This window comes from Alistipes sp. (assembly GCF_048465575.1).
GTDB lineage: Bacteria > Bacteroidota > Bacteroidia > Bacteroidales > Rikenellaceae > Alistipes.
This window is the reverse complement of record NZ_DBFWLG010000042.1, coordinates 40027-56682: the sequence shown is the minus strand read 5'-3', so window position 1 is coordinate 56682 and position 16656 is coordinate 40027. Positions and strand designations below refer to the sequence as shown.

General features: G+C 61.7%; 13 protein-coding genes. 4 read left to right on the top strand and 9 right to left on the bottom strand.

What is annotated here, in order from left to right; translation table 11 throughout:
* Positions 1–2: 2 nt before the first annotated feature.
* The 8 genes from ACMQ11_RS11155 to ACMQ11_RS11120 are packed head-to-tail and all read right to left on the bottom strand — an operon-like array spanning position 3 to position 9323.
* Positions 3–1118 (bottom strand): glycosyltransferase family 4 protein, encoded by a 1116-nt coding sequence (locus ACMQ11_RS11155; protein ID WP_418992849.1) that lies wholly within the window; start codon positions 1116–1118, stop codon positions 3–5.
* Positions 1115–2305: a glycosyltransferase gene (locus ACMQ11_RS11150; protein WP_418992848.1), complete on the bottom strand. Its 1191-nt coding sequence runs from the start codon at positions 2303–2305 to the stop codon at positions 1115–1117. Before ACMQ11_RS11150 ends, ACMQ11_RS11155 begins: the two co-directional genes overlap by 4 nt.
* Positions 2302–3192, bottom strand: coding sequence for a glycosyltransferase family 2 protein (locus ACMQ11_RS11145; RefSeq protein WP_418992847.1), 891 nt, complete (start codon positions 3190–3192; stop codon positions 2302–2304). The genes ACMQ11_RS11150 and ACMQ11_RS11145 overlap by 4 nt, the downstream gene beginning before the upstream one ends.
* The gene (locus ACMQ11_RS11140) at positions 3189–4694 is read right to left on the bottom strand and encodes an O-antigen ligase family protein (RefSeq protein WP_418992846.1); all 1506 of its coding nucleotides are present in this window, start codon (positions 4692–4694) and stop codon (positions 3189–3191) included. Before ACMQ11_RS11140 ends, ACMQ11_RS11145 begins: the two co-directional genes overlap by 4 nt.
* Before the next feature lie 58 nt (positions 4695–4752).
* Entirely contained in the window at positions 4753–6939 is a 2187-nt protein-coding gene (locus tag ACMQ11_RS11135; RefSeq protein WP_418992845.1) for a GumC family protein, read from the bottom strand.
* Positions 6936–7787 (bottom strand): TolC family protein, encoded by an 852-nt coding sequence (locus ACMQ11_RS11130; protein WP_418992844.1) that lies wholly within the window; start codon positions 7785–7787, stop codon positions 6936–6938. Before ACMQ11_RS11130 ends, ACMQ11_RS11135 begins: the two co-directional genes overlap by 4 nt.
* Positions 7788–7791: 4 nt before the next feature.
* Entirely contained in the window at positions 7792–8961 is a 1170-nt protein-coding gene (locus tag ACMQ11_RS11125; protein ID WP_418992843.1) for a sugar transferase, read from the bottom strand.
* Positions 8958–9323, bottom strand: a complete 366-nt coding sequence (locus tag ACMQ11_RS11120; protein WP_418992842.1) for a response regulator — start codon at positions 9321–9323, stop codon at positions 8958–8960. Before ACMQ11_RS11120 ends, ACMQ11_RS11125 begins: the two co-directional genes overlap by 4 nt.
* A 313-nt stretch (positions 9324–9636) precedes the next feature.
* On the opposite strand from ACMQ11_RS11120, the gene ACMQ11_RS11115 reads away from it, so the two are divergent.
* From ACMQ11_RS11115 to ACMQ11_RS11100, 4 genes are all read left to right on the top strand, one after another.
* Positions 9637–10050 carry a response regulator gene (locus tag ACMQ11_RS11115; protein ID WP_418992841.1) on the top strand — a complete coding sequence of 138 codons (414 nt, stop codon included), beginning with the start codon at positions 9637–9639 and terminating at the stop codon, positions 10048–10050.
* A complete protein-coding gene (locus tag ACMQ11_RS11110) occupies positions 10047–12035 on the top strand; it encodes an ATP-binding protein (RefSeq protein WP_418992840.1) in 1989 nt (662 codons plus the stop codon). Before ACMQ11_RS11115 ends, ACMQ11_RS11110 begins: the two co-directional genes overlap by 4 nt.
* A 478-nt stretch (positions 12036–12513) precedes the next feature.
* Positions 12514–14739, top strand: coding sequence for an inorganic phosphate transporter (locus ACMQ11_RS11105; protein WP_418992839.1), 2226 nt, complete (start codon positions 12514–12516; stop codon positions 14737–14739).
* Positions 14739–15296: a DUF4924 family protein gene (locus ACMQ11_RS11100; protein WP_418992838.1), complete on the top strand. Its 558-nt coding sequence runs from the start codon at positions 14739–14741 to the stop codon at positions 15294–15296. The genes ACMQ11_RS11105 and ACMQ11_RS11100 overlap by 1 nt, the downstream gene beginning before the upstream one ends.
* 276 nt (positions 15297–15572) lie before the next feature.
* Here the strand turns inward: ACMQ11_RS11100 and ACMQ11_RS11095 are convergent, their stop codons facing one another.
* Positions 15573–16577, bottom strand: a complete 1005-nt coding sequence (locus tag ACMQ11_RS11095; protein WP_418992837.1) for an ROK family protein — start codon at positions 16575–16577, stop codon at positions 15573–15575.
* Positions 16578–16656: the final 79 nt, after the last annotated feature.

Sequence of the window (16656 nt, the reverse complement as noted above, 5' to 3'; positions counted from 1 at the left end):
TATTATTTCAGCGATCGGTAGAGTGCGAGCAGCTCGCGGGCCGTGTGCTCCCACGAGAAGCATTTTGCGCGTTCGAGCCCGTAGGCGATCTGCTCGCGGCGGAAATCCGTGTCGGTTTCGAGCCTCAGGAGCGCGTCGGCGATCTGCGCGGGCGAGGTCGGATCGACCATGAGCGCACCCGGACCCGCGATCTCGGGGATTGCCGAGGTGTTCGACGTGACCACGGGTGTGCCCGAAGCCATCGCTTCGAGCTGCGGGATGCCGAAACTTTCCCGGAGCGAGGTGTAGAGGAATGCCGCGGCCCCGTTGTAGACGGCCGCCAAGTCGCCGTTGGGAATATAACCCGGCAGGCGGAGCATCTCCCGTAAGTTCGGCTCCCCGATTTGGCGCAGGATCGCCTGGGTGTCCTGCTCCGTCAGATCGGCCACTAACAGCGGCAGCGGTGCGGCCGAGCGTCGCACATAGTCGGCATAGCCCCGAAGCGTCCCGGGGGTGTTCTTCTTGGGGTCGGTATTGCCCAGAAAAAAGAGGTAGCGCTCCTCGGGGAGGTACTTGCGGGTCACCTCCGCGCAGTTCTCCAGCGGACGGAAACGGGGGTTGTACCCGTTGTGGATAGCCACGATCCGCGCGGGGTCGAGCCCCAAGGCGGTGCGGATGCGGTCGCACTCGAACTGCGACACGGTGACGATCCTGCGGCAGCGGGGCAATACGCGCGGCACGACCAGGCGGCGGTAGAGTCGCCCGAGCGACTGGTAGAGCGAGGGGTTGCGGGCGGTCTGCTTCTCCAGAAAAATGATGTCGTGCAGGGTCAAAACAAGCGGTGTGTGCGCACACACCGGGGCTGTGTTGCTCGTGCAGTGCAAGAGGTCGGCGCCCACCCGCCGCACCGCGCGCGGCAGGGCCCACTGCTCCCAGAGGGGGTACGAAAGGCAGCGGAGCGTGACGATATGCAGGTTGGGGCTCTCCTCCAGGCAGCGGTCGGGACCGTCGCCGACGAAGATGAAATATTCGTTCTCGGTGTCGAGCCGTTGCAGCTGACGGATGGTTTCGAGCGCGACGAAATCCATGCCGTGTTTGTTGGGGCGGAAAATGCGCTGTGCCTCGATGGCTATCTTCATAACGTCGGGGGTGTTTTGTCCGGAACGGTCGAAGCTCCGGTGTGCCGGGTGTGGATGAACGTGTCCTTGGTGCCGCCCAGGCGGAACAGGTTTCTCAGGGTCAGGAGGAACAGCACGGGCATGCGCCTGAGGGCGCGGCCCAGCCGCTGGTCGGTCTGCTCATCGGGCAGGGCGACGGCCAGGGCGAAGAGCAGTACGAGGAGCGTGATCCACCACTTGACGGAAGCCGCCGGATCGAGCACCGTGATCGCCGCGGTCCAGAGCGGGATGAGCCCCAGGAGCAGCATGCGCGGGGGCATGCACCATTGCAGCAGCTTGTCGCAGTAGTCCCAGTTACCGCGTGCGAGCGCCCCCGGAAGCTCGCGCACGGCGGCGGCCAGAGCGTAGAACTGCGCCGCGATCCAGCGCCGCCGCTGGTTGTAGTAGGCTCCCTCGGCCTGCACTTTTTCGTCGAGTACGCGCACATCGTCGAGGTATTCGATGAAGATGCCCTGGCTCAGCAGCAGCGCTTCGAGCTCCTTGTCCTCGCCCGAGGTCGTGCAGCGGGGAATGTTGCGGCAAAACCAGGCGTAGTCGAAAGCCATTCCGGAACCGATGAGCGCCGACGAGAAGCCCAGCGCCACGTGGCCGCGGCGGAAGATGGCATTGTTGATCTCCTCGCTGGCGGCGTCGAGCACCGCGGTGTCGGTGTCGCGGTTCTTGGCCGTGCGGTGGGCCTGCACGGCCTCGACGCCCGCGTCGAAAACCTCGTTGAGCCGCGCCAAGAAGTCGGAGCCCGCAAGGTTGTCGGCGTCGAGGATCGCCACCGCGTCGGCGGCGTCGGGGCCCATGTTGTCGACGGCGAAATTCAGCGCCCTGGCTTTCGAGCTCTTTTCGAAGACGGGTTCGAGAAGCGTCAGGGGCAATTTGCGCAGCTCCGCGAGTGTCTCCGCCCGCAGCCTGTCGGCGATCACCACGACGCGGTGCAGCTCGCGGGGGTAGTTCTGCTCCAGTGCCGCTTCGGCCGTGCGGAGGATCACCGCGTCGGCCTTGTAGGCGGGGATCAGCGTCACGAAGCGCCGCTGGCGCCGTGCCGGTGGATAGGGCGGCTGCGGACGGCGTGCCGAAGCCAGCGCGAAGACGAAAAGGTAGAGCGCCGGAAGCGCCAGCGCTACGACCAGCAGCCAGTCCAGGACGGTCAGGATCATGCCGTTTTGTTTTTGAGGTTGAAAAATCCGCCGGCGCCCCTCAGGGCGGCGCGGGCGAGGTCGCTGCGGCCCCGCAAGAGCGACGCGAGGACGCTTTTCGGGAGCGCGACGCAGAGCTGGTAGGCGTAGGAGAGCAGCCGCACGGCGCCCGAGCGGTTGCGGCGGGCGTAGAGCAGGCGGTTGCGCGTGAGGTAGTAGGTCCGCAGGGGGCTTTGCTGTCCGGTCGTGGCGCTCTCCTTGTGCAGGACCGTGGCCCGGGGATCGTAGGCGATACGGTAGCCTGCCGCGCGGATGCGCTCCGACCAGTCGAGCTCCTCGTAGTAGAGAAAATAGACCTCGCTCATCGGACCGGCTTTTTCGAGCACCTCGCGCCGAAACATCATCGCCGCGCCGTGGGCGTAGGGCGTGTCGTGCGGCGTATCGAACTGCCCGCGGTCGGGGGTGTCGAAGCCGATGAGCGCGTTGCGCAGGGTGATCCGCGTCAGGGGCGTATAGCCCGCGAACTGGATGTTGCGGGGCGGGGCGAAGAAGCGGATTTTGGGACATACCGCCCCCACCGCGGGATCGCGGTCGAGCGTGCGGCACAGGTCGAGCAGCGAATCGTCCGCGACCTCCGTGTCGTTGTTCAGCAGCAGCAGGTAGTCGCCCTTGGCGGCTCGGATGCCGAGATTGTTGCCCCCGGCGAAACCGAGGTTGCGCTCGCTTCGGAGGACCGTGATGCCGGGGTAACGCCGCCGCAGCTCGGCGGCCTCGTCGCATGCCGAGCCGTTGTCCACGACGACGATTTCGACCGCATCTGCGAGGTGGCGCCGCAACGAGTCGACGAGCGCGACGGTCAGGGGCAGTCCGTTGTAGTTGACCGTGATGACGGAGAGGCGCGGTGTCATGGCTGCGGGGTTTTGGAGATGTCGTCGGGGAACGCCGAGGCGGCTGCGGCCCGTGCGGCCAGCACCCGGTTGTCGGGCAGCGGCGCTGCGGCCGCCTGCGCGAGTTCGCGGTCGAAGCGGGGCGCAAGGAAGATGAATCCCATACCCATATATAATATGACGCCCGTAGGTATCTGCCCGAGGACCTCGTTGCCGTAGGCCATCACCACGATGCCTGAAATGCCGCAGACGAGCGCGGCCGTCAGGCCGCGCAACTGGACGTTGCGCAACCGGAACACGACCTGGTATGCCCCCCAGCCCAACACATAAAGCAGGATTCCGATGTGGAGCAGAATCCCCACGACACCCGTTTCGACCCAGACCATCACGTACCACGAATCGGTGGGAATTTGCGAGAGCGGAGCGTCCGGAGCGAACGTCTTGGCCTTGCCGCCGCCGTGCCCCAGTCCGGCACCGAACGGCTTGTCGCGCATCAACTCGCGCAGCTTGGCCTGGTTCTCCAGCCGCACCCGGAACGAGGCGTCCTGGGTGTTGAATGCGCTGCGTGCACGGCGCACGATGGCATTGCCGCTGCCCCAAGTGGTGAAATTCAGAAAGACGAAAGCCCCGACGAGCACCACGCAACCCGCGACGATCATCCGGATGTTGCGCGACAGCATCACGAAGACCGCATAGCCCACGAACGGCACGGCCAGGGCGCTTCGCGTGCCCGAGATCAGCATGCCGTAGCAGGCCAGGGCGGCGACCAGCAGGAAATAGAATTTCATCCACGGATTGCGCCAGTAGAGCGCCGAGATTGAGAAGACGACCATCGAAAGACCCATGCTGGCTCCGAAATTCGCGGCGTCGCTGAAGAACGAGAAATAGCGGACGCCCGTGCGGATGATGTGCGTTGTTTTGCCGCCCAGCACGAAAAGCCAGTAGTTCTCGGCCGCATTGAAACCGATGTATTTCTGGATCAGCGCCTTGGCGACGGCCGTAAGCGTCAGCAGCGACCACAGCACGAGCATGTAGCGCAGGTATTTGTAGCGGGCCATCGTGATCTGGGTCAGCACGACCGTCAGAAAGAAATAGATCGCCAGCGACCGCACGGCCATGAACCACCCTGCCGACGAGACGCTCTCGGGGTTGACCAGCTCAAGGCAGCAGTAGGCCAGCCAGATCGCCGAGACCAGGGTAAGCCCCGTCCGGGCGCGGCGCCACTCGACCCGCCCGACCATCGATTGCAGGAGCAGGAGCAGGAGGTTGAAAGCCAGCAGGGCGTCGAGGATCACGCCGAACGGCTTGTCGTGCATGTAGCGCGTCAGCACCATGATGTAGTAGTTCACGGCGAACATGCCGAGCATCGCCACGGCGGGGTTGCGCAGCGAGAACCAAAGCATGCACAGCGCCAGCGGAACGACCGCCACCGCCGCGCCTGCCGCCAGTCCGAAGCGGCTGAACGCATACCAGATCAGGTAGACGCCTCCCATGAGCAGCGCCCCGATCAGCAATCGGGGCACGCTCACGGGAGATGTTATGGAACCGAAAGGCTGCATGAGCAAGTGTGTGTCGCAACGGTCAGCGCACGGCCGTGAAGCCGAACTGGCTGATCTGGTAGCTCAGGCGGCGCAGACGGGTGTAGGGCGGGAGCAGCCCCGTGAAAGTCTGCACCACGTCGCGTCCCGCGCAGTTGAGGCAGAGGGCCGTCGGGGTGTCGCCGGCCAGTTTCACCGCTTTTTCATAGAGCAGCTGGTCGGTCTCTTTCCAGGTGCGCGTAGCCGGTGCCACGAAGATGTTGAGGGCGGCTTCGCGCAGCAGGTCGCGCGGCACGGAGTGGTGCGAAAGGGGCGGATACTCGACCAGTACGACGTCCGCTTCGCCCAGGGGAAGCTCGCCGCTCTTGTCGTGGACGAAATCCGCGAGCCGCTCCGAGAGCAGGTACGCTTTCTGCTCGGCATCGAAATCGGTGTTCCACGACACCGTGCGCACTTTCAGACCCGACTCGCGGAAGCGTGCGGCGAGGTGTTCGGCGAGGATCGACTTGCCGTCGCCCGGCTCGGTCGAGAGGATGTTCAGTACGTTGGGGCGGCGTGCGGGGTCGAAATAGTTGAGGGCGGCATTGGCCATGTAGCGGGTGGCGACTTCGCGGTATTGCTTGGCGTAGCGGCGCTGGCCGAAGCGGCCCGGGCCGGGGAAAGCCCCGATGACGCGGCCGCCGGTGATGCGCTCGGCGCGGATCTTGTCGCGCAGCGTGCGGTCGAGCAGTTCGAGCAGAATGAAGAATCCGAGGAGGAAGATCAGCGTCGAGAAGAATGCTGCGGCCACCATCATCTTGCGCTTGGTCGGCTCGGCGGCGATGGGCAGCACGGGCGGGTTGATTATCTTCAGCGTCGCGGAGGACATCTGGAGATTTTTCTGCCGGAGACGCGCCATGTTCAGGGCGTGGAGGATCGAGAGGTAGGACTGCTCCGAGAAGCCGATTTCACGGTTCTTGCGCTTGAGCGTCGCACCCACGGGGGCGTAACGCATGTAGCGGTCGTCGAGCGACTGCTTCCACTCGTCGAGCACCAGCATCTCGGCTTCGGACTTGGTGCCCAGCATCACCGCCTCGAGCCACTGGTCGATCATCGAGTTGGTCGAAATGCCCTCCTTGGTATAGCGCTGCGTAGCGATGTTCGAGGTGAGAATGCGCAGGCTGTCGGTCTGGCTTTCGAGTTGCGCGTGCAGCTGCGCCAGATCGGGCCGTTCGATGGCGGCCTTGTCGATCTGGGTCTCGGGTATGAACGCTTCGGCAGCCGTGATGCGGGATTGCAGGTCACCGATGGAGTGGAGCTTTTGAATGAATGCCGCGTTGTTGCGGAAAGTCGAAAGTCCGTCGATTCGCTTTTCGATGGCTTCGCGGAGTTTGTTGGCGCTGTGGAAATTGAGGCGGACCTCCTCGTTGCGCAGTTCGAAATCGCGCGAGAGGATGGCGATGTGCTTGGTCTGCTCGTCGTAGTTGATCACGAGGTTCTCGATGTTGTAGTCGCGCAGCGAATCCTCGCGGGCGCGCAATTCGCCGCTTACGCGCTTAAGTTCCGATTCGAAAAACGCGATGACGTTGTTCGTCTCGCCGAAGCGCAACTGGCGGTACTGCTTGACGAACTCGTCATTGAGAATTTCGAGCGTGTTGAAGACCACGCCCGGATCGTCGTTCTCGTAGGATATTTCGAGCATGTCGCTGTTGCCGATGCGCTTGACCTGGATATTGCTCAGTGCTTCGTAGCTGTAATAGCGGTGCATCCAGTGGAAAAGCCCGTAGACGTGGTTGTCGTGGGTGGCTACCTCGTAGTCGTAGAGGTTCTGGATCGTTTTTTCTTCGTCGCTGCGGTCTATGAGGTCGAGCACCTCCTGCGGCGTGCGCCGCAGCTCGGAGCGGTAGTTGCGGGCGAAGATGTATTTGTTGTCATTCTCCGGATCGCCGTGCACCATGTGCTGCGCATAGAGACGCATGGAGACGTTTTTGAGTGTGGTCTGCGACTTGATGATGTTGATCAGGTTGTCCATCGCATTGTTGATGACGTTCCAGTCCTGGGAGGTGCTTTCGCCCGTTTCGAGGTCGTAACCCGAAACGATACCCGTATAGATGGTCGTCGAAGAGAGGTAGGTGCGCGCCTGGCGCCCCATGTGGAGATAGACCAGGATGGCGACGATCGTCGGACAAAGGATCAGCCACCACTTGATGCGGAACAGGAATTTTACCAGGTAGGCGATGTAGGCGGTCATGGCTTGGCGTTTTTGGACATTTCGGCCGGCTGCTGCTGCGGCTGGCTGATAATCGGGGTTTTGGAAAGAACCTCCAGTTGCAGCAGCGCCTTGTTGAGCTTGGCGCGGGTCTCCTGGAACATGCGGAACGACTCGTTGGAGATGTTGCGCTGGCGGCTCAGGGCCACGGCGTCGACCTTGCCGTTGACGAAATCGGCTTCGGTGGCTTCGTACTGCGCCTGGGCGATGATGAGCGCCTGGGAGGTGTCCTTGAGCACGGCCAGGTACTGAATAGCCGTGGTATAGCAATCGATGATCGACAGGCAGATTTCGTCGTACCAGCTGTCGGTCTCGTAGCGGATGCTGGCGATGCGTCGCTGCTGCTGCTTGATCTTGTTGCGGCGGTTGAAAATCTCGTCGAGCGGCAGGTTGAACGATGCCCCCACGTTCCACCACCGGCGGGTCATGCCTGTAACGTTCTGCACCACCGGCAGGTTGCTGTCGTAGTAGAACTCGCTGTTGGTGTCGGTCGTGCCGTAGCTGAACGAACTGTTGATTTTCAGAAATTTGAGCCACGACCGGCGCAGGGTCTTCAGTTCGCGCTCCTGTTCTTCGGTCTTGGCGGCGAACATGTTGACCTGCGAGGAGCGCTCGCGGGCATTTTCGAGCAGCACGTGGAGCGGAGGCAGGTGGAGATTGGCGTAGCTTTCGACCGACATGTCGGTCAAAAGGGCCTGGCTGACATTGGGCCGATAGGCGGGGCTCTGCGCCTCGGCTGCGGGCAGTGCTCCGCTGCCGGGGGTTCTATGTTGCCCCTGCGCGGCCCAGAAGATCGGTAGCACGAGGGCGAGCAAGAGAGATTTCTTCATAAATTCAAACGTTTTCTTTTTGAATAAAAGCCGTGAAAGTCCTCAGAATGATTTTCAGATCGAACCACGGCGACATTTTGCGGGCGTACTGGATGTCCAGCCGCTTGCGCTCGTCGGGCGAGAGTTTGCCGGCATGTCCGCGCTTCTCGACCTGCCACAGCCCCGTGAGCCCCGACGGACACATGAAGCGTTCGATGTATTCGTCGCTGGTGAGCCGTTCGGCTTCGTAGAGCGGCAGCGGGCGGTTGCCGACCACCGACATGTCGCCCCGCAGGATGTTAACCAGCTGCGGGAGTTCGTCGATGCTGTACTTGCGCAGGAAGCGGCCCAGGCGCGTGATGCGGGGGTCGTTCTCGATCTTGACGAACGCGTTTTCCTGTTCGGAGCCCACCTGCTGGAGGTGTTCCTCTTCGGGGATGGCGAAATCGTCGGAGAAGAGCATGCCGTTCGAGGCGTCGGCCAGCAGCTGTTCCACGTCGGTTTCGTCGAAAGCCATCTTGGCCGAATCGCCGTCGGGGCCCCCGGAGGCGTACTGGTTGCGGTCGCCCAGCTCGCGCAGGCGCTGATCGGCGTCGGTGCGCATCGAGCGGAATTTCAGGAAATCGAAAATGCGGTAGTTGCTGCCCACGCGCTTCGACTTGTAGATCACGGGTCCCGGGCTGTCCAGCTTCACGGCCACGGCCACGGCGGCCAGCAGGGGAGACAGTGCGACGAGCGCTCCGAGCGAGGCCGCTATGTCGAACGTGCGCTTCCACACGGGCATGCGGAACAGCCGCATGTCGGTGTTCGTCTCGACAACGGGTTTGTGCGTGAACGTGTAGTCGGTGATGAATTGCAGCGTGCGCAGGAAATCCTCGCGCGTCACCTCGCCCGATACGGCGCTGTTGACCCCCGCGGCGAGGTAGTCCCTCCGCTCGCTGTCGCTCAGCGGACGCGACGTGATGAGCAGAATGCCGCATGCCGGAAGCCACGACCTCAGGAAGCGGATGTTGCGGTAGTCCGTCGCCTCGTCGCGCTGCTCGTAGAGGATGAATGCGTGGTCGGCATCGAGGGGCGTGAAAGTCCGCGTAGCCGACGAGATGTCGGACACGATGTGCATGCGGCCGTCGGTCAGTTCGTAAAACCGGGCCGTATGGTCGCCTTTGCCCTTGATATAGATGACGGGGTATTTCAATCCAAAATGCGTTTAATGCGTATCTTCAGCTCCATCGGGTTGAACGGCTTGACGATGTAGTCGATGGCTCCCTCCTCGAGCAGGCGGATGCGTTCCGAGGTGCTGTCCTCGCTCGAGAGCATCACCACGGGAATGGCGCGGAAGAGTTCGTTGCGCTTGAGGTGCGAGAGGAACTCGTCGCCGCGCATCTCGGGCATGCGGATGTCCGAAATAATCAGATCGGGCATGTTTCCCATCTGAAGCCAGTCGAGGGCCTGCAAGGGATTCTGTACGTAGAAACAGTCGTAATCCCGGTGCAGGTAGGCATAGAGGATCTTGGCGATCTGCTCCTTGTCGTCGACGATCAGTACTTTTTTGTTCATGGTCGCATGTTGTCATTGCTTTCCGGATGGGCCCCGCAAACCCGCTGCGGGTGGAATCAACGCCCTTTTCACCCGGAAAATTATGTAAATATAACAAATTATTCCCAAGTAGGGAGTCATTCCGCTGCAAATATCGTCAAAAAAACGGCAGCATGTACATTTCCGCGTAATTTTGTGACCCAAAACGCCCGCTCCTGGGCCCATTTGAACCCGTTTTGTCAATTTTCGAAACGAATCGGATGGGGTCTGCGAAAATTTATTTACCTTTGGAACGTGGCAGGACCTCCGGGTCCGACTAAAATTGACAAGATACATGGCGTCCGAAACTATCGAAACAAACGGGCAGGAGCCGGTTCGACCCCATATCCTCGTCGCCGAGGACAACCCCAGCAATTACAAACTCGTCGAGGTGCTGTTGCGCAACCTTTACACGCTCACCCATGCCTGGGACGGCGTCGAGGCCGTGCGGCTCTTCCGCGAGCAGGGTGCCGACCTGATCCTGATGGACATCAGCATGCCCGAACTGGACGGCTACGGCGCCCTGAGCCAGATTCGGAGCATGGCGCCCGACGTGCCGGTGATCGCGCTGACGGCCTATGCTTTCGAGGCCGACCGGCAGCGGATGTTCCGGGCCGGGTTCGACGAATGCCTGGCCAAGCCGCTTCGGGCCGACGAACTGCGCAGCCGGATCGCCGCGCTTCTCTCCCAAAAAACCGCATCCCGATGAGTGCCGACCGACTGTTTGGACCGATTCTGCGGTTCCTGGCGTGCTGCATGCTGCTGTTGCCCGGATCGCTGCAAGCCGAAGAGAGCCGCGAAAGCATCCTGGTAATCTCTTCGTACAACCCCGACACGCGGCGCATGTCGAGTTTCATCAACGATTTCGAGCGGCAGATCGTCGCGCAGGGCGTGCCGTGCGAAATCTACGTCGAGACGCTCGAATGCAAAAATATCGGCGACGCTCCGCAGTGGATTTCGCAAACGGACAACCTCCTGAGCCGCTACGAAAACCGCGGCCTGCGCGCCGTGATCCTGCTGGGCCAGGAGGCCTGGTCGTCGTTCGTTTCGCTGGGGCGCTTTCCCCAAGGGGTGATGTGTTTCAGCTGCTTCGCCAGCTCCAACGGCATCATGCTCCCTCCGCGCGACAGTTCGGTGATCTGCTGGCGGCCCCCGACCGTCGATTACCGCAGCATGGCCGACAGCCTCGCCGGCATCGGCGGCATGCTCAACCGCTACGACATCCGGCGCAACGTCGAACTGATCCGCTCGCTCTACCCCGAGGTGCGCAACGTCGCATTCGTTTCGGACAACACCTACGGCGGCATCTCGTTGCAGGCCCTCGTGCGCGAGGAGTGGAAGCACTTTCCCGACCTCAAACTGGTGCTCGTCGACAGCCGCGAGGGCGAGGAGCAGGCGCATGCCGCCTACGCCGCCCTCCCGCCCCGCTCGGCCGTGCTGTTGGGCACCTGGCGGGTGGGACGTGACGGGGAGTATTTCATGCAGCGTTCGCTCGCGGACCTGGTGCAGGAGAATCCCAACATTCCGGTCTTCTCGGTGACCGGCACGGGTATCGGCGACGTGGCGCTGGGCGGCTACGTTCCCGCCTACGAGAGCGGTGCCGCGCTGATCGCATCGCAAATCAGGGAGTACTACCGCACGGGCCGCATCGACAGCACCCATTTCCACATGAGCAAGGACCGCTACCTGTTCGATTCGCGCAAGCTCAGCGAGTGGAAGATCGCCGAATACGCCCTGCCCCGCGGCAGCATCGTCGAAGATACCGTGGCGGCCAAACTGACCAAATACTCCCATTATATCGAGATGCTGGTCTCCGGCATCGTGCTGCTGGTGCTGCTGCTGGTCTTCGTGGCGTGGCTGTTTCTGCGTACGCGGCGGCTCAAGCAGATGCTCGAAGAACGCGAGGGGCAGCTGGTCGTGGCCCGCGAGCGGGCCGAGGAGTCGGACATGCTCAAATCGGCTTTCCTGGCCAACATGAGCCACGAGATCCGTACGCCGATGAACGCCATCGTCGGCTTCTCGTCGCTGATGCAGAGCGAGGAGCTCACGCAGGAGGAGCGGGCCGAGTACTGCGCGATCGTGGTCAACAACTCCGAGATGCTGCTCACGCTGCTCAACGACATTCTGGACATTTCGTCGCTCGAATGCGGCAAGATTCGCTTCAACTACGCCTCCGAGGATGTGGTGCAGGTGTGTCAGCACGTCATCATGACCACGGCCCATACGCGGCAGGAGGGGGTCGAGATGCGCTTCGAGTGCCCCGTGGAGTCGTTCCGGATCGTAACCGACGCCCACCGCCTTTCGCAGGTTCTGATCAACCTGCTGACCAATGCCGGGAAATTCACCTCCCGGGGCAGCATCACCCTGGGCGTGGAGATCGACGGCGAGGGCGAAGAGGTGCTCTTCTCGGTGGCCGATACGGGGCCGGGCATTCCGCACGACAAGCAGGACATGGTCTTCAACCGCTTCGAGAAACTCGACGGCAACAAGAAGAAAGGGACGGGCCTGGGCCTTGCCATCTGCCGCCAGATCGCCGTGATCGTGGGCGGCCGCATCTGGGTCGATCCCGACTATACCCAGGGCGCCCGGTTCGTCTTCGCGCACCCCGTAAACCTCGTTGTCCACGAGGATGGAGAGAACCGCGAGGGGGGGGGGATTTTGACGGCTCAGAATCCCGCAAAACCCTCCATTTAGCTCCCGACGGACGGTTTTTCCGCTGGAGGAAAAAGAAGAACTAAACAGCTTTCCTATTTTTTCGGCTGGTTCCGATCTCCCGCCCGCCGTCTTCTGCCGGAGGGCGCCGATCGATTTTTGCCATTCCTCGCATCCGCACGCAATGACAAAAACTGATTGGCAACCCTCGTCAAGTTCGGGGCAGCCTCACGACGCTGTTCTGGGCCCGAAAGTACCTTTGTCTTTTCACTTTTGCTTGCGACCCCTCGACATTGCTCGGGGATCGAAAACATCTTTAACCCGCCTAAGGGGCGGCTTGACTTTGCTCACGCTCGGCAAAGCCTGCAAGCAGCCTCCGCGCTCGCTTACCCGCAACTTCACCTTTCACATGCCTGGCCCATGCTGCCGACTGTGTTAAATAAATGTTAACATTCCCTTTCAACGCCGTTACAACGGAAAAATTGGTGTAAATTTGTTCACTATTTGCAAAAAAACCAACATGAGCGAAATCTACACCGTCATTGTAGTCATTCTGGGAATACTCGCCATTTCAGGTCTTTTCGTCGGCGTCACGAACGACGCAGTCAATTTTCTCAACTCCGCCATCGGCTCCAAGGCCGCTTCGATGAAGGTCATCCTGCTGGTCGCTTCGGTCGGCATCCTGGTCGGCGTGGTCACGTCGAGCGGGATGATGGAGGTGGCGCGCAGCGGCATGTTCAATCCGGGGCTCTTCACGTTCCACGAGGTGATGATGCTCTACCTGGGGGTTATGTTCGCCAACATCATTTTGCTGGACCTCTACAACTCCTGGGGGCTGCCGACCTCGACCACCGTGTCGCTGATCTTCTGCCTGCTGGGGGCGGCCATCGCCGTTTCGATCTTCAAAATTTCGAACGACCCGACGCTGGGCGTCAACGCCCTGGGCGAATTCATCAACACCTCGCGCGCCATGGGTATCGTCTCGGCGATCCTCTTGTCGGTGGTCGTCGCATTCACCTGCGGTACGGCCGTCATGTACGTTTCGCGTCTCCTGTTTTCGTTCCGCTATACGGTGCTTTTCCGCCGTTACGGCTCGCTGTGGTGCGGCGCTTCGCTCACGGCAATCGTCTATTTCGCCATCTTCAAGGGGCTCAAATCGATCCTCGCGGGCCACGATTTCATCCGCATGGTCGACAGCCACCTGCTCCTCTCGCTCTTCATCTGCTGGGTGGTCTGCTCGCTGATGCTCTTCTTCATCCAGCGCTTCAAGATCAACATTCTGCGCATCACCATCCTCTCGGGCACTTTCGCCCTGGCCCTGGCGTTCGCGGGCAACGACCTGGTGAATTTCATCGGCGTCCCGGTGGCCGGCTTCGACGCCTACTCCATCGCCCGGCATGCGGGCGACACGACGATGCTGATGAGCGCCCTGAGCGAGAACGTCCCGGCCAATTTCTCGATCCTGCTCCTTGCGGGCGTGATGATGATCATCACGTTGTGGACCTCGAAAAAAGCCATGCACGTCACCGAGACCGAAATCTCGCTCTCGGCACAGGGCGACGACGGGCAGCAGCAGTACGGCTCGTCAGTATTCTCTCGCACGATCGTCCGCGCTGCGCTGGGCATCAACGCCGGGGTCGAGCGCGTCATCCCCAAGCACCTGCGCGAGCGCATCTCGCGCCGCTTCGAATACGAGGATGTCGAGCACAGCGGCGCCCCCTACGACATGATCCGCGCCACGGTCAACCTGACCACAGCGGCGCTGCTGATCTCGCTGGCCACCTCGTTCAAGCTGCCCCTCTCGACCACCTACGTCTGCTTCATGGTGGCGATGGGTTCGTCGCTCGCCGACCGCGCCTGGGGCCGCGAAAGCGCCGTCTACCGCATCTCGGGCGTCATGACCGTCGTGGCCGGCTGGTTCATCACGGCGCTGGGCGGCTTCCTGATCGCGTTCGTGGTAGGGCTGGTCTTGATCTACGGCGGCACGGCGGCTTTCGTCGTCGTCACGCTGCTCTGCGGCTGGATACTTATCCACAGCAATTTCATCAAGAAAAACAAACCCTCGGCCGTTGCAGCCGTCAAGTCGGAGACCAACGAGGACATCATCGGCTCGCTGCGCGACGAGGTGTGCCGGACGATGGAGTGCGCCACCAAGATCTACGACCGCACATTGATTGCCGTGATGAAAGAGAATCGCAAGGTCCTGCGCGACATGGTCAAGGAGTCGAACGACCTCTTCTACCAGTCGCGCGAACGCAAGTACACGCTGCTGCCGACGCTCAAAAAATTGCAGTCGGGCGACGTCAACACGGCCCACTATTACGTGCAGGTGGTCGATTACCTCAACGAAATGACCAAGGCGCTGATGCACATCACGCGCCCGGCGTTCGAACACATCGACAACAACCACGAGGGCCTTTCGATGGAGCAGACGCGCGATCTGATGAAGATCAACGACGACGTCGAATCGATCTACCGCCGCATCAACCTCATGCTGCGCGAGGGCGACTTTTCGGAGATCGAGACCGTGCTGACCATGCGCGACGAACTGTTCGAGTCGATCGCCGAGGCCATCAAGTCCGAACTGACGCGCATCAACGAGGCCCGGTCGAGCACCAAGGCGTCGATGCTCTACCTGACGATCCTGACCGAGACCAAGAACATGGTGCTCCAATCGCGCAACCTGCTGAAATCGCAGCAGTATTTCCTCAAGCACCGCACGGGGCCCAAAACCTGGATCAAATAATGGACATCGCACAGGCTAAACGCAAGGAGAACATCGCCGAATACATCCTCTACCTCTGGCAGCTGGAGGACTTGCTGCGGGCGCTGCAATTCAGCCCCGAGGCGATCTTTTCGACCCTCATCGCTCCGCGCAGCGACATCAACGAGGGCCGCAAACCGGTCTTTCTGATGTGGTACATGGACATCGCCAACCTGCTGCGCGAGGAGGGCAAGGAGGAGAAAGGCCACCTGGAGCATACGCTGCACCTGGTCGCCGACCTGCACAACACCCACCTGCAGCTGCTGAAATACCCCGTCGGCGAGCACTACCGCCGGACCTGGTCCCGGCTGGAGCCGGAGCTGCCGCGGCTGCGCGCGGTAATGGGCAACCCGGGGATGAGCGACACGGAGTTGTGCTTCCGGGCGCTTTACGCCGCGATGCTCTACCGCATCAAGGGCCAGGGCGATAAATCCGCCGTGGCCGACACGCTCGAATTCATCTCTCCGGTCGTGGCCGAACTGGCCGACATCTACCGCAAGGTCGAAACCGGGGAGATCGATCTGTTCAAGGAGGAGTAGCCGCCTGCGGGAGCAAATTCTGCCGAGCGCAGCCGCTCAGCGCTGACTGCACGTTGTTCGCGGCCGCCTCCGGGGACCTCTTTCGACCGCCTCTGCCATCTCTGCCACTTCTGCCGCCTTTGTTCCCTTTGCTGCCTCTGCCGCCGGGTCCCGCCGACTGTTTTCCCGCCGCCTGCTCCGCCCGATCCGCGGCTTCGGCATCTATCGCCTAACGTCTCAGACCGTTCGATCCGCCTCCTTTCGCATCTGACGCCGGAGGTCCGTTCTTCGAAAGTATTAGCGGGTATGCTGCTGCCAGACGAGCGCCGAGGCGCCGAGGATCGCGGCGTTCTTGCCCTGGATACCGCTCGGGAGCAGTTTCACCTTGTTCTTGTAGACGAAGAGCATGTTCTCCTCCATGTACCACTGCGTCGGTTCGAAGATCAGCTTGCCCGCTTTCGAAAGGCCGCCGAAGAGGAAGATCGCCTCGGGCGAGGTCACCGTCACCACGTCGGCCAGCGCACGGCCCAGCAGTTCGCCGGTCATGCGGAACGCCTCGAGCGCCACCGGATCACCCTGTTCGGCCGCGGCCGAGATCATCGAGGCGTCGAAATCGTTGAACGCTATGTCGCGCAGTTTGCTCGGCGCGGTCATGGTGGCCATCAGTTCGAAGACGGTGCGCTTGATACCCGTCGCCGAGACGTAGGTCTCCAGACACCCCCGGCGGCCGCAGCCACACTCGCGGCCGTTGCGCTCGACGACGATATGTCCGAACTCGCCGGCAAAGCCGTCGTGGCCGTAGATCAGCTCGCCGTTCGCAACGAATCCCGAGCCCAGCCCCGTGCCGAGCGTGATCATCACGAAATCGCGCATGCCCTTGGCATTGCCGTAGATCATCTCGCCGATGGTGGCGGCGTTGGCGTCGTTCGTCACGAGGGTCTCGACCCCGCCGAAGCAGCGCGAAACGTCTTCGGCCAGCGCGAAGATGCGGCGGTTCTCGTCGGGATTCTTCTCGCCCTCGCGGAATTTCCAGAGGTTCGCGGGCATTTCGACCGTCCCCTTGTGGTAGTTGGCGTTGGGGGCTCCGATGCCGATCCCGGTGAGTTCGTACTCGAACGAGAGGCTGTCGGCCAGCGCGCGCATCGCCTGGCACAGGTCGTCGATATAGGTCGGATAGTCGTCTACATGGGGGTATTTCTTGGTGGAGATGACCGACTCGGCGTAGAGGTCGCCGTTTTCGTCGACCAAGCCGAAAGCGGTGTTGATGCCGCCTATGTCGACGCCGATAGCGAGTTTTTTCATAGCGTGTGAGGTTAAATGTGGACGTTTATCTTGTCAAAGTTAATCCAAAATTCGGTTGCTACAAACTTTTTTCCTACTT

What these genes read in the sequence shown, in the direction of transcription:
- ACMQ11_RS11105 (WP_418992839.1), top strand. Translation starts at nt 12,514, where the DNA reads ATGAGCGAAATCTACACCGTCATTGTAGTCATTCTGGGAATACTCGCC.
- ACMQ11_RS11130 (WP_418992844.1), bottom strand. Translation starts at nt 7,787, where the DNA reads ATGAAGAAATCTCTCTTGCTCGCCCTCGTGCTACCGATCTTCTGGGCC.
- ACMQ11_RS11150 (WP_418992848.1), bottom strand. Translation starts at nt 2,305, where the DNA reads ATGATCCTGACCGTCCTGGACTGGCTGCTGGTCGTAGCGCTGGCGCTT.
- ACMQ11_RS11115 (WP_418992841.1), top strand. Translation starts at nt 9,637, where the DNA reads ATGGCGTCCGAAACTATCGAAACAAACGGGCAGGAGCCGGTTCGACCC.
- ACMQ11_RS11100 (WP_418992838.1), top strand. Translation starts at nt 14,739, where the DNA reads ATGGACATCGCACAGGCTAAACGCAAGGAGAACATCGCCGAATACATC.
- ACMQ11_RS11095 (WP_418992837.1), bottom strand. Translation starts at nt 16,577, where the DNA reads ATGAAAAAACTCGCTATCGGCGTCGACATAGGCGGCATCAACACCGCT.
- ACMQ11_RS11120 (WP_418992842.1), bottom strand. Translation starts at nt 9,323, where the DNA reads ATGAACAAAAAAGTACTGATCGTCGACGACAAGGAGCAGATCGCCAAG.
- ACMQ11_RS11135 (WP_418992845.1), bottom strand. Translation starts at nt 6,939, where the DNA reads ATGACCGCCTACATCGCCTACCTGGTAAAATTCCTGTTCCGCATCAAG.
- ACMQ11_RS11155 (WP_418992849.1), bottom strand. Translation starts at nt 1,118, where the DNA reads ATGAAGATAGCCATCGAGGCACAGCGCATTTTCCGCCCCAACAAACAC.
- ACMQ11_RS11110 (WP_418992840.1), top strand. Translation starts at nt 10,047, where the DNA reads ATGAGTGCCGACCGACTGTTTGGACCGATTCTGCGGTTCCTGGCGTGC.
- ACMQ11_RS11145 (WP_418992847.1), bottom strand. Translation starts at nt 3,192, where the DNA reads ATGACACCGCGCCTCTCCGTCATCACGGTCAACTACAACGGACTGCCC.